Raw genomic sequence first — 14,692 nt, 5'->3', positions numbered from 1 at the left:
ATCTCGTTCTATGGCACCAACGTGCCATAGACGGAATTTACGAGAGTAACAAATAGATCACCTGAATCGGGAGAGGCAGCGCGCTTTCCCCGGACTCAAAAACCCACAACTCCCCAAGCAAACATCATGAGAAACATAACCATCACCTCCGCCATTCTGACTACCCTGACGGTCTGTGGCGCGAACGCCGCTACGATCACATGGCAAGACTTCGCCATTACCAGTAATGTATCCGAAGTCTTGACAACGGGCACCGCGGTTAAGGCCGTTAACTCAACATCGACCCAGCAGGTTACAGCCAATCCAACCCTTACGTTTGCTGGCACGACGTTCACTTCGACCGCCACTACTCTCAACGGTAATTTTAATACTGATGGATGGACTCCCACCGTCACTGGTGGAACTGTAGCGGAAAATACAGGCTACCAATCATTTTTGGACTATATCGACTTTTCACTCAATCAAGGAAGCGGTTCTGCTTTCACGATGGATACATTCGCCGGTTTGACGGTTGGTCAGGAATATGCCTTGCAGGTGTGGTATGCAGTGGAAGGCGAAACGCGCACAATGACCTTGTCAGGTGCCGCTGCGACCACGGACAGCAATATTCTCCAAGCTGGAGAATATGCGATAGGCACATTCACGGCTGATGCCGTAACACAAACTTTGATGGTACAGTCCAGCCAGTCGGGAATTCGCCTTTCAGGTTATCAGCTGCGTGCGATCCCCGAGCCTAGCGCTTCGATGCTTGTTCTAGGGGGCTTGGGAGTGCTCCTCATGCAGCGCCGCCGTCGCGCCTAACGGCAAATCGAATTTCAAGAAGGCTCTCCAAAGGGGTTGGGAAGAGATTTGGCGCGTGGGCGTCAACCAGGAAGCGTCGGGTAAAGAACCTGAAACGCTCGCGGGCTCTACCCTACCTCTTTTTTGAACCTTTTGAAATCCAATGGAATACATCCTTGGAGAGGTGATCGAATTTGGCCCATGATCCGTTAGTCGCTTTCCGATCCTTATTCTTTCTGAAATTTTCTCCTGACTGCAGGAGTATTCAATCGCGTTGCAAAAACCTTTATTCACATGATTTCACCATTTCGTTTTATCGCCGCATTCGGCGCCACCCTGTTCATGCCGCTCCAGGCAGAAGAAGCAAAGCCACCCAATATCGTCTTCCTGATGACGGATGATCAGCGATGGGACAATTTCGGCTGCTACGGCAGGCCGGAATTCCGCACGGAAAATATCGATCGGCTGGCTGAACAGGGCGTCATTTTTGACAACGCTTACTATGCGGTCGCGATTTGCATGCCGAGCCGCGTGACCATGATGTCGGGGCGCTATCTCACGAATCACAAGGTGGGCTTCTCCCATCCTTATAACTACACCTTCTCCAAAGCTGATTTCGCAAAGACCTATCCTGCCATGCTCAAACAGGCGGGCTACCGCACCGGCTTTGTAGGGAAATTCGGTTTCCCGGTGACCGATGAAGCATATGCGCGGAAAGCAAATGTCTCGAAATATAACCTGGAAACGCATCTTTCTCCTTATTTCGATTTCTTCGCAGGTTCAGGTGTGCACTTTTCGGGAGCTTTCGCTTCCTGGCCGAAGGACGAGAAGCTGGAAGCGATCTTCCGCAAGGATAGGCCCCTCAACGAGCGGACTCCCAAGACCGGAGACGCGATGATTCGATTCCTGGAGATGCAGCCGAAGGAGCAACCCTTCTGCCTCTCCATCAGTTTCTATGCGGTCAAGAACGACAAGGACCAGGATATGTATCCACCCGATGTCGCGGAGTTCAGCGATCAGGTATTCAGTGTTCCCGAGAACTGGGTAGAGGGGAAAAATACGAAATTACCCAAGGTGCTGGATTACTGGCGCGGTGTCCCTCTGCACAAGAGAAGAACCTCCACGCCCGAACTTTATCAGAAATTGGTCCGTCGGTTCGCCACCCAGGGATACAGCGTGGACCAGCAGGTGGGACGTCTGGTGAAGAAACTGGAAGAAATGGGAGAACTCGATAACACGGTGATCATCTATACCAGTGACAATGGACGTTTCCACGGCTCCCACGGGCTGTATGATAAGTCGATTCTCTACGATGAATCAGTGAAGGAGCCGTTGATCGTTTTTGATGGCCGGGTTGCGAAGGATAAGAGAGGGCGCCGCGAACCGGCACTGGTATCTTCGGTCGATGTCGCACCGACGATCCTCTCCTATGCCGGGCTGGACATCCCCGACAACATGCAGGGACGCACCCTGACAGGAGTCATTCAGCAAACCCAGGACATGAGCCAATGGCGTGACGAAGTCTACATGGAGAGCCTTTTCCTAGCCAGCCTCCACGCGAAGCAGGTGCCCGAGAATGTTGCCGAGATAAACGAAGCCGATATCAAAGCTAATAGATCCTACCGCTCCAGAGGCGTCAGGACGGAGCAGTTCAAATACTTCTGCTACTACGAGCACACACCAGTGATCGAAGAACTCTATGACATGGTGAAAGATCCCTTCGAGCAGAACAATCTGGCCACAAATCCGGAATACGCCGGCGTTCTCAGCGAACTCAGAAAAAAGACCGAAGAACGCCATACCGAAATCATTTCAAACAACAATTAATACCCTTATCATGAAGATCATTTTCCCCATAAGCGCATTTGCAGCGCTTTCCGTATCGGCGCTTCTGGCAGAAGAGCCGGTTAGCATCGACTCATTGTTAAATGAGATGGTAGACCGCGATTCGGTGGCTCGCTTTCCTGCGAAGGATTTCCGCCTCAAGCAGGACAGCAGCTACAATCGTGCTTCAAAAACCCCGGATGAGCCCGAGGGCTGGTTCACCAACCAGGACTACAATCCAAAGCGGGGAAAAACTGAGAATTTCATCCGGATCGAGGAGAACAATGGCCGGAAAGAGTGGGTGGTGATGGAACATGAAGCACCGGGTGCCATCGTCCGCACCTGGATGCCATGGCTCCATCAGCTGAAGCCAAACTCCGATATCACCATGCGCATCTACCTGGACGGTGCCGAGGTCCCTGCTCTGGAAGGAAACATGTTGGGCATTTTTGACGGCACCGGCTTGATTCCCTACCCCTTCGCCCACCCCTCCCTGCGCTCGGCGGTGAGTTTCTTCCCGATCCCCTACGCGAAAAGCTGCAAGGTCACGACGGATAAGAAGCCGTTTTTCTACCAGTTCACCTTCCGTGAGTATGATAAGGACACCGCGATCAAAACCTTCACCATGGAGGATTTTGAAGCGGCCAAGGATCTGACGGAAAAGACAGGCAAACTCCTTCTTGAGCCATCGGCAGCCGGAGCGGGCGCCCCCCTGAAATTCAGTGAGAAACTGGATAACCAGGCAGAAAAGTCCCTCGATCTTCCGGCCGGTGTGGCCTCGGTTCGTGAGCTCTCGGTCAAACTTGGCGATTATTCGAATCCGAATATCACCCGCCAGGTCATCCTCAAGATGGAGTTTGATGGTAAGGAGACAGTCTGGTGCCCAATCGGCGATTTCTTCGGCTCCGGAATTGGACTGAACCCGATGCAAGGCTGGTATCGAACCGTGGCTGAAGATGGCATGATGACATGCCGCTGGGTGATGCCCTATCAAAAGGGAGGCAAGGTTTCGCTGGTCAATCTCAGCGGCGCACCTGTTGATGCAATGCTTGAGGTTAAGACAGGTGATTGGACGTGGGATGATCGTTCCATGTATTTCCATGCTGCATGGCATGGACAGTATCCGGTGCCGACCCGTCCGTTTTCAGACTGGAACTATGTGACCCTCAAGGGCCGCGGCGTTTACGTAGGCGATACCCTGACCGTTATGAATCCCGTCGAGGAATGGTGGGGTGAAGGCGATGAGAAAATCTGGGTCGATGGCGAAGACTTCCCTTCGATCTTCGGAACCGGCACCGAGGACTACTATGCCTATTCATGGGGTGGACGCAGCACCGACTTCTACGAGCACCCCTTCCATGCCCAGCCGTTTGCCAACAAATTCAACAAGCTCAACCGCAAGCCGGAGTCCGATGATTCCCGCAACACCCAGGGGTTCAGCGTGGAGACCCGCAGCCGTGCATTGGATACAATGCCCTTCGGCAGCTCACTCCAGTTGGACATGGAAGTGTGGTCCGGAACTGATTGCGATATGGGCTACCAGGTGGGCACCTACTGGTATGCATTCGCCGATACAACATCGAATCGCAAACCGGAGACCGAGGAGGTGCTAAACGTGCCACCTTTACCGGAAGCAATGCTGAAGGACTAACAGCAAGGCATTTACCTTCTGCGAAAAAGCAGCTGGATCACGCATCTGTGCGTGATTCCGGCGGCGGGAAGGTAAAGAAAACCCATAGCCCGGAACCATATGAAACTGACCACTATTCTAGCCGCCAGCCTACTCTTGGTGGGGAACTCCTTCGCCGGGAAGAAACCCAACGTGATTCTCATCTATGCGGATGATCTCGGCTACGGCGACCTCAGCTGCTATGGGGCGACGAAGGTAAAAACACCCCGTATCGATAGCCTGGCTACAGGCGGGAGGCTCTTTACCGATGGCCACTCACCCTCTGCCGTCTGCACGCCATCCAGATACTCTCTCCTAACGGGACAGTATCCCTTCAGGAAAAACATCTACGCTCCGATCTTCCTCAAGAAACCGCTGATCATTCCCGAGGATACCTTCACCGTTGCAGACCTCATGAAAGAGGCCGGATACAAAACGGGCATTGTGGGGAAATGGCATCTGGGCTTTCAGGACAAAGCTCCTGTGGACTGGAATGCTCCGCTGAAACCGGGGCCGCTCGAGCTCGGATTCGATTACTATTACGGGGTGCCCACGGTCAATTCACACCCGCCTTTTGTGTATGTGGAGAACCACCACGTGGTCGGACACATCTATGATCCCGAATCACCTGACTACGATCCATTCAGCTACGATGAGGATGCAGGGAAACAGGGATATACGAAAGAGCTCCATGAGAAAATGAACCTCGATGATATCGGTGGTTCGAAGGCGGCCCACGCTCTCTACAAGGATGAGGAAGTCGGATTACACCTCGCCGGCAAGGCGGTTGACTGGATCGATGCAAACAAGGAAGACCCGTTCTTTTTGATCTTCGCGTCGACACACATTCATCATCCGTTCACCCCTGCCCCGCAGTTTCAGGGCACGAGTGAGGCGGGACCTTATGGCGATTTCCTGCAGGAGCTCGACCATATCGTGGGCATGATCCTGGATAAGCTCGATGCGGAAGGTCTCACTGACGATACCCTGATCATCTTCACCGCGGACAATGGAGCCATGCTCAACGAGACCGCCCAAGAGGCCTGGAAACTCGGCCATCACATGAACGGACCACTACTTGGTTTCAAAAGTGACGCATGGGAGGGCGGCCACCGTGTGCCGTTCATCGCGAAGTGGCCTGGCTCGATACCTGCCGGCACTCGATCGGATCAGCTGATCTGCGCTATCGATCTGATGGCCACCATGTCAACCTTCACCGGAACGCCGCTACCATCGAATGCATACAAGGACGGTATCGATATGTCCGAGGCATTCACCGGGAACCCCGGTGAGCCGATCCGCGATCACCTGGTCTGCGCGCCGCTCGGGAGAAGCTTCCTGATGATTCGCAAAGGAAAGTGGGCCTATCTGGCAGGAAAAGGATCCGCCGGCTGGAACAAAGCGACCGGTCATGTGGTCTCGGGACCGAGATCGACCATGTTCACAGGATATGAGAACTCGGACACAGTGAACGGAGTGATATCGAAAGATGCACCGCCCGCGCAACTCTACGATCTGGAAAAGGACCTCAGCCAGACTACGAACGTTTATAATGAATATCCGGAAGTCGTGAAAGAGCTGGATGCATTGCTGGAAACATACAAGGCACCGGCCAAGAGATCCAAACGGAAATAGAAAGCAGGAGCCCGCGGGTGGGGACATTCCCCGCTCCGCCCTGTGACCGGCCAGCAGGACTGTTATTTCAACGCGCTGGCGGGCGGAGACGGCGGCGGATTAGTTCCCCCATTCCTGAAAATACTTCCGGACGGCTTTTTGTGCTTCCGCGGTGGCTGTTAGGGAAAAGTAGTTATCATATATCTGGAAAATCGACCTCATGTCTTCATCGACGGGGAGCCCCTTTTCCTCCAGATAACCAAGAAGCTGCTGAACCGGTCTGGGGTGCGAGTTCACCGGTGGTTTGGGAAGCGCCTTGTGCATCTCTTCCATGAATCCCATCGGGATGCGGTGGTAAACGGTGCTTTCTCCATCCCTGATCGGTGCATCGAACTGTATGGCCGGGGTCACTCTTGCCCTTCCGATGGAAGGCGTGGCGAGCATGATGATACGTTTGTTGCCTCCTGTTGACTTACCATCGGTTTCCAGGATTCCGGTTTCTCCGTTACGGAGTGTATGGATTGAGTCCAGAAGGTAATCGGCGCTTTCCCGTCTTTTCCCGGAGGCGTTCAGGAAACCCTCGATGCTTACGGTGATGGCATCGCTTTCCGTGCTTACCTGGTGAAGTCGGAACACCATCTCGTATCCGAGGTATTCCTCCGAGCCTTTGTAATCTGCGACTATGTTTTTTGCCAGGCCCCACTCGCGGCCAAGGTCCAGTTCCGTCCGATGGAGAAACGTCCCACGATCCCGCAGCCAGGCGAGTGCTTTGGCACGGTTCTCCGGACCTGCCAGCTTGAATTTGTCCAGGTCTGCCGCCGCTGTTTCGAGAAGCTCGACCTTTACCTTATAGAACGATGGTTTCCCCGGTTCTGTCTTGGTAGCAGATAGCGATCTGACTTGGTTGAGGACCAGCATGGATGATTCGGGCTCGCTCCACTCCCCCAGGATCTGCCAGCGGTCCAGAGGGGTCTCCGTCGAGGACGAGATGTCTTTTTCGACAAACAGATCCCTTGATGTTCTCAGGAAAATCCTACCCCCGAAGATCGTCGCGATCAGGTTCTTCTCTTTGTTCAAGGTTAGCTGGGTTGAGAGCGTGTAGCCTAGGTCCACGGGCTCATCGGAGAGTTCTGTGGCTTCCCCTACTTTGTGAACAAACTCCAAGAACCATTCATCGGGGATTTCCCGGGCTTCCCGGTAAATTTCCTCAACTCTGTTTTTAGAAACCAGATCATCCAGTATCCCATCGAATTTTTCGGTGCTGATTTCCCCGTTCTCCGCGGCTGCCCGTATCGTTGCCGCAAGTGCAAGATCGGTCTGAATGACGAGGATCTCGCTCTCGTATTCTGCTGCGGAGATCATGCCTGTAAACACTGCAAGAAGAACAGATAAGGCTACCAATTTGGAAGTTATGGATGATCTGAGCATTGCAGTGTTTATCCTTTGCGGTCTTGTGGGTAAAGCGTATTGGATTTCCGAAAGAGCCTTTTTACGCGCCCCGGTTTTCCGGAGAATAGCGTGATGCACCCGCCGATGCCCTACCGCCCCCGAGACCTGTTCTCCTGATACCGAGGCCCAATCTCCCGCCCCCAATCCCTCGGCCATTGCCCCCAATCCCTCGGCCATTGCCCCCAATCTCTCAGCCATTGCCCCCAGTCTCGTAGCGACTGCCCCCAATCTCTCGGCCATTGCCCCCAGTCTCTTAGCGACTGCCCCCGATCCCTCAGCCATTGCCGTCTGGAAATCAACTCCGCGGGCACAGTTCCCCACCTTTTCCACCAGTCCGGGGCAGGCTGAGTCCCCCGCTTTTTCACTTCCCATGCGTGCGGCGAAGCCAGTGGAGTAGGCACATCCCCGCGCCTTGTGTCCGGAGTGATATCCCCGCCACCCTTGGTAGGGCAGTCACTTACTTACAACGGGCGAAGACGCCCCCTTGCACCCAAGGGGCGGTGACGCCACTGCTCCCTAACGGGAAGAAACCTTTGGAACCATCCAGACACCTCCGGGAAGGATATGCAGGTTAGCACTATTCCACAGCCAGCCACGGCCTCCTCCATGCCGCCACGGTGTATCAGCTGGTTCTCCTACGCGATGCGACGAGGAAAAAGACAACTCCGCCGGCCAGCAGCGCCGCAGATGAAGGCTCGGGAACGGGTGCGAGTGAAGTGAGCTCCATTTCATCTCCATTCGAAGTCCCGTTAGTCCATAGTTTGAAATTATACGTTCCGTTCGGAGACGGGGGGGCACCATGAACATTAAAATCGATGAAGCCCGTCTGCCCGACAAGCTCTTGGGTGAAATCCAATGCATTATTCGAGCTGAAAGTAAAATTGTTGAAGTCACTTTTGGTGAATGTCCCGTTACCTATGGAAGCTCCGGATACGGTCATCGTAATACTATCGAGATATTGGATGCCGATGAGATGGAAATTACCAGTGAGGGTGGAGGTTTCGATCCCGACCGTTGCGGTAGCGATCGCTGCACTGTTTAATGCAGTTCCTGACCAAGCTGCATCGAAATATACAATGGCGGAATCGGCACCCTGAACTAGTGATGCGATCAGAATCGCGGAAAATGCCGTTGTTTTGGCCAGAGTGCTCATGCTCGAATTTCCTATATAGCCCGTTCCCACTGTCAATGTCGTAGTTAACCACTCCTGACTATTTCGAACCATAGCGTTGCCGAGACAGATCCCGGACGATCAGCGGTCGGTGTAGGAGAAGAATGTTTTGAAGGGCATTTCAGGAATTGATTTGAACAAATCATCTTATCCCAAATGATAGGCAGCGTGCTCAAATTCATATCTATCATAGTAATAGCATTATCCTCGGCTTGTTGTTCCAAAAAGGAGCCCATCGTGAGTAACGTGGAGGAAGAGGAATTTTCGGAGTGGTTCGACACTCTGGACACCAAGCTGAGGTGTAATGAATTGAACGGAAGCACCACCTGCTGGCGGAAGCTCGAGGGAAGAAATCACAATGGGATCAGTCAGTTCCGCTGGATCCGCGAAGACAGGCCCCTGGGGGAGTATTTTCGATTCGGGATTCTCTGGAACAGCACGGTGGATGAATACTACGAAGAAGGGATGGTGTGGCATCTGAAGGGCTATGACCGCATCAGCCTGAACGTTTTCATAGATGCTTCCGGCACCGCGAGATATCAGGCAATATGGATTTCTCCGGCTAAGCCAAAGGAGAGCGTGATCGAGGCATCTGTTCTGGATGACGAGATGGCGGCCGAACGGGAGCGCCTATTCACACCTTGGGAAAGCCTCAGTGTGCTCCAGAAGAGGTTCGACGAGAGAACTCCCAGGACCTGCCCCCTCTATCAGGAAATGGACCCGAACCTCCCATACCTCCAGGGAAGATCCATCTATACCCCACCCGGCGAGGGGTTCCGTTTTGCAGCCCGGATCTTTTGCAACAGGCTGCGCTTCCTGCGGTATCACAGGGACTATACGAAGGATGGGTTCAAACTATTGAACGTTTCGACGGCGCCCGATGGAAAGTTCGGCACCCAATATGCGGCGGTATGGGTGGGAGAAAAGGATTTCGAGCGGGCATCGCTCATGGCGGAAAATCTCGGCATTTCTGTGGCAAAGCCAATCACAGAGGAAGAGATGAAACTGGAGCTCCGCAGGTAGGAGCTTACCGGGCTAGAATCACATCCTACCGGACTGCCGGGAGCAACGTGCGTGCCCCGTACGGCATGGCGGGCCGGATCGCATAAACCCCTCGTGATGACTCATTCCATCGTGGTGACCATGGCATTCACCTTGATCATCCGTTTGATGTCGAAGGTGGTGTAGGTCACGCGTTCCGGCTGACGGTTGTTGAAGGGAGTGATTGTCAGCACCTCGATGGTGTAGGTGCCATCCCCATCTATCCCGTTTCCCAGATCCAGCAGCGGGACCGTGGTCGTCTGCGGAGCGAAGGTATTGATCGAGAAGACGGATGAGGGGATGATGTATCCGGTTTTCCCCAATGACTGGGTGCCCTTGTAAATTTGCGCGTAGGTCACGCTGTCCGGATAGAGATCGGTCAGCACTGCCTGGATCCCGGTGGGAACGCCGTTATATATTTTAGAAGGATCAATCCCCTGGATTTCCGCTGTGCCGACGGGCCAGATCTGGATGGTGGCGGAGCCAACGGAGGCTTTGGCACCCGGATCGCCGACCTGGACGGAGGCGGTGAAGGTTTCCTCCCCGATCACGCGGATTGGAGAACTACCCGGTAGATGCTGGTAGATCCCGGGAAGGGTGTAGGTCCCGTTCAGGTCGAACTCCAGGCCATCCGAGTAGTAGCCCTGTCCGCTGCCGTCCTGGGCAGGCACATGAAGCGTGGGGTGGTAGACCTTGTAGCTTTTTTCCAGCGCCACCGTGGTCGGCACCCCGGCCGGTGTCTCCTGATCTGGAAGCGGCAGCCGGTTGATGGCGAGAGACATGCTGTAGGGTTGGTCCGCGCGGGTCCGGGAGGGCCGATATGGATCCTCCGAACTCAGGGTGATGGCCGCACCGGGGATGTAGGATCCCACCACTTTTTCATCCAGCAGCTGGGGCAGCGATGAGCCTGAGGATGTGTCTCCAAGAATGATATCAATCTGGATTCCAGCCACGTTCAGATCGACGAGGTGTGAATCCAGCGAGACATTCGCGCTCGCCAGGTTTCCGACGGTTGCGTCGGCAATGGTGAATGGGCTGTAGACCGCATCCTCATACGCGTAGAGCTGGAAGATCGAGCCATCGCCTTCGATGGGCTCCGAGCGGGTGTCTCCCTGGGTGCTGGCGATCGGCCTGTCATAAACAATCGCTTCACCGTCTTTCAACTGGATCTGACGCACGAAATCCACGGCAAACGAGCGGGCCGATACGGCGGCCATCGCCAGGAGGATGGGAAGGGATAGCTTGTTCATGGTTGGTTGGGTTTGATGACGGTGACCAGGCCCCCGTTCAGCGTGGCGAGCACGAGGAGGTTGTTTTTCTGAAAATGCTCCAGCGTTTCGGGAGCGATCGGTGTTTTCCCTGTTACCTGGTCTTCGGTGACCTGGAAGGTGGTGATCCAGTTCCGGTTCGCCCGCAGAAACTCCAGCCAATCCATGTGAATCCCTTGCGGCTTGCTGACAATTCGCTCCTCAAGCTCCGCCGGGCAGAACAATACCGATCCTTTTGGAGCGAGTATGAATTCCGGGCCCTTCTGGATGGCGGTGGACATCTCCAGGAGGCCGAAAGCACTGGACCTGGGAGCCAGACGTTGTGGTGCCGGGCGGCCCATGGCGGCTTTTGCACGGCGTGCGATGAATTCCTCCTCCGAGGAGATGTCAGCAATGGGCGCGCCGGCATCTTGCGGAATCATTTCGAGTCCGATGCCGGATTTCCGGGCGACTTCCTGAGCAGTAAGAGCAGGTAGGAGGAAAAGGGATCCGGCGGCGATGAGGAGATTTGCTTTCATGGTGTGGTGGAGATTTTGCGCCAGCCTTGGCCCTGGTCGTTGCCGAGATTGATCGTCACGTGGAGGAAGTTACTTTCCCCGGTGGCAACAACGGGAACAGCCCCTACCGATGTGCCCGCCGCCGAATCCTGCGGGGGCGAACCAAGGACCGTGAGACCGACATCCCCCAAATCCAGGCCGAGAAACGGAGGGCGGTAGATGGGTGCATCGAAACGGGAGATCTGGTAGGACACGTTCACCGATACGCCGGAGATCACTTGCTCAGAGGAGACGACGAGCGTGCCCGTCATGACTGGCGGAGCTTCGTGATACTCGCCAAGGACGTAGAAATAGCCCTTGGGATTGAGGTTGTAATTTGCCGGGGAAATGACACCGGGGAGCAGGCTTCCAAGAAGCGAGGAGCCCGCGAGGTGGAAGCCATAGCTGACATTCGCAGGATTTCTCGGATCGCTCAGCGTCCAGTTTTCCCCGTATTGCATGACCGGCCCCACACTGGCTCCGGGACTCGAGTTGCTGACGGAAAAATTCTCCGGGTAGAACTTCGTCAAACCCGTCTGGAGCACCACATAAGTGGAGGATTGCACGGTCTGACCGGTCCCCAGCAAGCCACCCAGGATATTCTGTTTGAAGAGCCCGTTTTTGACGGTGGCATTGTTGGCCTTGTTCCCTAGCTCAAGTTTTCCCGCCACTCCGAAAATATCGCAGCGGAAAGGTTTGGCCAGGGTAACGGTCGCCGAGCGGTTGTATTCCGTGAGTGTCACCGGACTAGACATCCCGGGGCCCCAGCACTCGACTTGTGCTGTGGCAATATTGGAAACGGTCAGAACCGCCGCTGCGTATGCGGAGGCTCGGGCATATGAACTAATGCTCATGAGGGGCTGGTTGTGTTGAGGGTGACCAGCTTACCGATGGAGGATTTTCCTGAAAAAAGCGCGGGATCTGCTTTCTTCCGAAGTTTTTACGACCGCGCTGGGACATGCACGGCCGTAAGTCGATCAAAGGTGAACTGTGAAGGGTTACTGATAGGCAACTAACGTAGAATATATACGAAGCTGGAGTCTATTTGCAGAGGCGGCTTTTTGCTTATGGGGTCATCACATGCGGCTTCATCCATTTGTATCAAGTCACCTGGATAGAGGGGATTCCGGGTTTTCCGACAACTTGTGGGTAATTTGATTATGGGTCCATAAGACGCCAATGATCTGTCGCTCTATCCCGGCAATCTTCCTTCCGGGAACGATGGTATTGCCGCGCACTTCTTCTATCCACACCGCTCGTTTATATACCGGCAGATCCTAACTCGCTTCTAACAAAGTGGAGGAACCGAACCATTTAAGAGATTACATGCAGGCGGTTAGAGAATTTGATCAGAAATCAGGTGCGCTCACCCTCAAGCCGGGTATTGTTTGGTCATGAAAATTATTGCTATCGCAACAATCGTGGGGAGCTTCGCGTTTCTCGGAACCAGCTGTGTTGACTCGAGATCTGCCTACGGCGGCCCTTCAGGCTACAAGAAAAAGGAAACAGGCTACAATCATGCTCCCCAAAAGCATGATTATTCGAAGGATAAATACAAAGGCAACAACGGCCGGGACGACCACAAAGGCAACGATAAGGACAAGGGTAGAAACGACAACAAGGGCAAAGATAACAACAAAGGTAGGAACGACGACAAGGGCAGAGATAACGACGATAGAGGCAGAAACGACGACAGAGATCAGAGAAGCAGGAACTAATTTCCTGAACATTTGAAAACCCGATGAGCGCACCCCACGAGTCCATCTCCGCCCACCCTATCCCACAGGAAGCCTTCGATTGGTATGATGAGTATGCCCATGGCGTCATCGACCGCCGGACTTTCGTAAAACGCCTGGGAACCATCACCACCGCAGCCCTGACGATGGGCACCCTCCTCTCCGTGCTGACTCCCGATTACGCGGCAGCCGAGCAGGTGAGCTTCAATGATCCCGGGATCACCGCCACTTTCGAGACATTTCCTTCCCCGCAAGGCAATGGAGAAGGCAGAGGCTACCTGGTGGTTCCAAAGGATCTGAAGGAAACAGCTCCGGTAGTCCTGGTGATTCACGAGAACCGGGGACTCAATCCATACGTTCAGGATGTCGCCCGACGGGTGGCCAAGGCCGGCTTCGTCGCCTTTGCTCCCGATGGCCTTTATCCGGTAGGTGGTTATCCTGGAAACGATGACGAAGGTCGCGCGATGCAGGGTGAGATGGACAAGGCCAAGCTGGAGCAGGATTTCATCGCCGCCGCCAGGTTCATCAAGGCCCATAAGCTCAGCAACGGGAAACTCGGCGCTGTCGGCTTCTGCTTTGGCGGTTATATCGTCAATATGCTCGCGGCGACCATCCCCGGGGAGCTAGATGCGGGGGTTCCCTTCTACGGCACCCCGGCCGCGAAAGAGCTGCGGAAAAACGTCAAAGGTCCCCTTCTCATCCAACTCGCGGAGCTGGACAAGCGGGTCAACGACACTTGGCCGGAGTATGAAGAGGACCTGAAGGCAGCCGGCGCGGAATACTCCATGCAGATGTATCCCAAGGCCAATCATGGTTTCCACAACGACTCCACCGGACGTTATGACGAAGCCCAGGCAGAGCTAGCATGGGAGCGAACCATCGAGCTTTTCAAAAAGCACCTCGCCTAGTCCGGAGCAGGCCGCCGTAATGAAGTCAGAGGCGGCATGCCTCCAGATGGAATAAGGACTTGGAGTAAAAATAAGCACTTCCTTCCGACGATGTTCAATTGACAGCAATTCCGGGCAAAATAGTTTCTACATGAAACGTATAAAACCCATGAAATCAAAACTCCTCATTACCCTCTCCATTTTATCGCTCAGCTCACTCGCTCATGCAAAACGCTCAGATGTTTTCCCCTTAGTCGATAAAGACAAAGACGGCATCGTTACCTTGAAGGAATATGATGCCTATTCGGCGCAACGATTCGCGGTAAAGGATTCAAATAAAAGCGGCGACCTGGACATGGATGAGTTTGGCAAATTTGCCTTTGAGTCCTGGGATACAGACAAGGATGGCATAATCAGCCAGAAGGAATGGGAGGCCCGTCGCGCAGATGAATTCAAGATCTACGATCAGGACAAAGATAAAAAGATCACCCAGGAAGAATGGGACGGCTACAAGCCCAAGAAGTAATCCACACAGGCCGTGACAGAACTCAGCTGAGCCCGAAGCATTTCCCGGTTATATAGGATCGGGGGATAGCTCCGGAGCATCGCTTTCAGAGCAGCTTGGATTGATCGGCAAGTATTTGCGGAATCAGATCCCGGAAGGTGTGAGTGCCGGTCTTGACCAGAAATCGCCAGGTGTTCATGGCGATGTGATTT

The 14,692-nt window shown here is 54.2% G+C and carries 13 protein-coding genes; 8 read left to right on the top strand and 5 right to left on the bottom strand.

Translation table 11 applies throughout. The features are described 5' to 3' along the window. Positions 1-126: 126 nt before the first annotated feature. The 4 genes from AAGA79_RS06050 to AAGA79_RS06035 all read left to right on the top strand — a co-directional run bounded on the left by AAGA79_RS06050 (position 127) and on the right by AAGA79_RS06035 (position 5,908). Positions 127-801 (top strand): PEP-CTERM sorting domain-containing protein, encoded by a 675-nt coding sequence (locus AAGA79_RS06050; protein WP_411827878.1) that lies wholly within the window; start codon positions 127-129, stop codon positions 799-801. Between the two features lie 273 nt (positions 802-1,074). After that, a complete protein-coding gene (locus tag AAGA79_RS06045) occupies positions 1,075-2,607 on the top strand; it encodes a sulfatase-like hydrolase/transferase (protein ID WP_411827877.1) in 1,533 nt (510 codons plus the stop codon). Positions 2,608-2,617: 10 nt separating this feature from the next. Then, the gene (locus AAGA79_RS06040; RefSeq protein WP_411827876.1) at positions 2,618-4,255 is read left to right on the top strand and encodes a glycoside hydrolase family 172 protein; all 1,638 of its coding nucleotides are present in this window, start codon (positions 2,618-2,620) and stop codon (positions 4,253-4,255) included. Positions 4,256-4,354: 99 nt separating this feature from the next. Next, the gene (locus AAGA79_RS06035) at positions 4,355-5,908 is read left to right on the top strand and encodes a sulfatase family protein (protein WP_411827875.1); all 1,554 of its coding nucleotides are present in this window, start codon (positions 4,355-4,357) and stop codon (positions 5,906-5,908) included. 99 nt (positions 5,909-6,007) lie between these two features. On the opposite strand, the gene AAGA79_RS06030 is transcribed toward AAGA79_RS06035, so the two are convergent. Together AAGA79_RS06030 and AAGA79_RS06025 are read right to left on the bottom strand one after the other, a co-directional pair. Then, on the bottom strand, positions 6,008-7,708 hold the full coding sequence (locus AAGA79_RS06030) for a hypothetical protein (protein WP_411827874.1): 1,701 nt from the start codon (positions 7,706-7,708) through the stop codon (positions 6,008-6,010). A 250-nt stretch (positions 7,709-7,958) separates the two neighbouring features. Further along, entirely contained in the window at positions 7,959-8,489 is a 531-nt protein-coding gene (locus tag AAGA79_RS06025; protein ID WP_411827873.1) for a PEP-CTERM sorting domain-containing protein, read from the bottom strand. 255 nt (positions 8,490-8,744) lie between these two features. On the opposite strand from AAGA79_RS06025, the gene AAGA79_RS06020 reads away from it, so the two are divergent. Continuing rightward, positions 8,745-9,530 (top strand): hypothetical protein, encoded by a 786-nt coding sequence (locus tag AAGA79_RS06020; protein WP_411827872.1) that lies wholly within the window; start codon positions 8,745-8,747, stop codon positions 9,528-9,530. 101 nt (positions 9,531-9,631) lie between these two features. Here the strand turns inward: AAGA79_RS06020 and AAGA79_RS06015 are convergent, their stop codons facing one another. From AAGA79_RS06015 to AAGA79_RS06005, 3 genes are read right to left on the bottom strand one after another with little or no spacing between them, the layout of a single operon-like run. Beyond that, the gene (locus AAGA79_RS06015; RefSeq protein ID WP_411827871.1) at positions 9,632-10,798 is read right to left on the bottom strand and encodes a hypothetical protein; all 1,167 of its coding nucleotides are present in this window, start codon (positions 10,796-10,798) and stop codon (positions 9,632-9,634) included. Then, on the bottom strand, positions 10,795-11,334 hold the full coding sequence (locus tag AAGA79_RS06010) for a hypothetical protein (protein WP_411827870.1): 540 nt from the start codon (positions 11,332-11,334) through the stop codon (positions 10,795-10,797). Before AAGA79_RS06010 ends, AAGA79_RS06015 begins: the two co-directional genes overlap by 4 nt. After that, a complete protein-coding gene (locus tag AAGA79_RS06005; protein WP_411827869.1) occupies positions 11,331-12,206 on the bottom strand; it encodes a hypothetical protein in 876 nt (291 codons plus the stop codon). The genes AAGA79_RS06010 and AAGA79_RS06005 overlap by 4 nt, the downstream gene beginning before the upstream one ends. Positions 12,207-12,746: 540 nt before the next feature. Between AAGA79_RS06005 and AAGA79_RS06000 the strand changes: the two genes are divergently transcribed. From AAGA79_RS06000 to AAGA79_RS05990, 3 genes are all read left to right on the top strand, one after another. Next, positions 12,747-13,070, top strand: a complete 324-nt coding sequence (locus tag AAGA79_RS06000) for a hypothetical protein (RefSeq protein ID WP_411827868.1) — start codon at positions 12,747-12,749, stop codon at positions 13,068-13,070. A gap of 23 nt (positions 13,071-13,093) precedes the next feature. Beyond that, on the top strand, positions 13,094-13,996 hold the full coding sequence (locus tag AAGA79_RS05995) for a dienelactone hydrolase family protein (RefSeq protein ID WP_411827867.1): 903 nt from the start codon (positions 13,094-13,096) through the stop codon (positions 13,994-13,996). A gap of 148 nt (positions 13,997-14,144) precedes the next feature. Then, positions 14,145-14,501 (top strand): hypothetical protein, encoded by a 357-nt coding sequence (locus AAGA79_RS05990; RefSeq protein WP_411827866.1) that lies wholly within the window; start codon positions 14,145-14,147, stop codon positions 14,499-14,501. The last annotated feature ends 191 nt before the right edge of the window (positions 14,502-14,692 follow it).

The sequence above is a fragment of the Luteolibacter sp. AS25 genome (assembly GCF_046736275.1).
Classification (GTDB): Bacteria; Verrucomicrobiota; Verrucomicrobiia; order Verrucomicrobiales; family Akkermansiaceae; genus Luteolibacter.
This window is presented reverse-complemented; position numbering and strand designations above follow the sequence as displayed.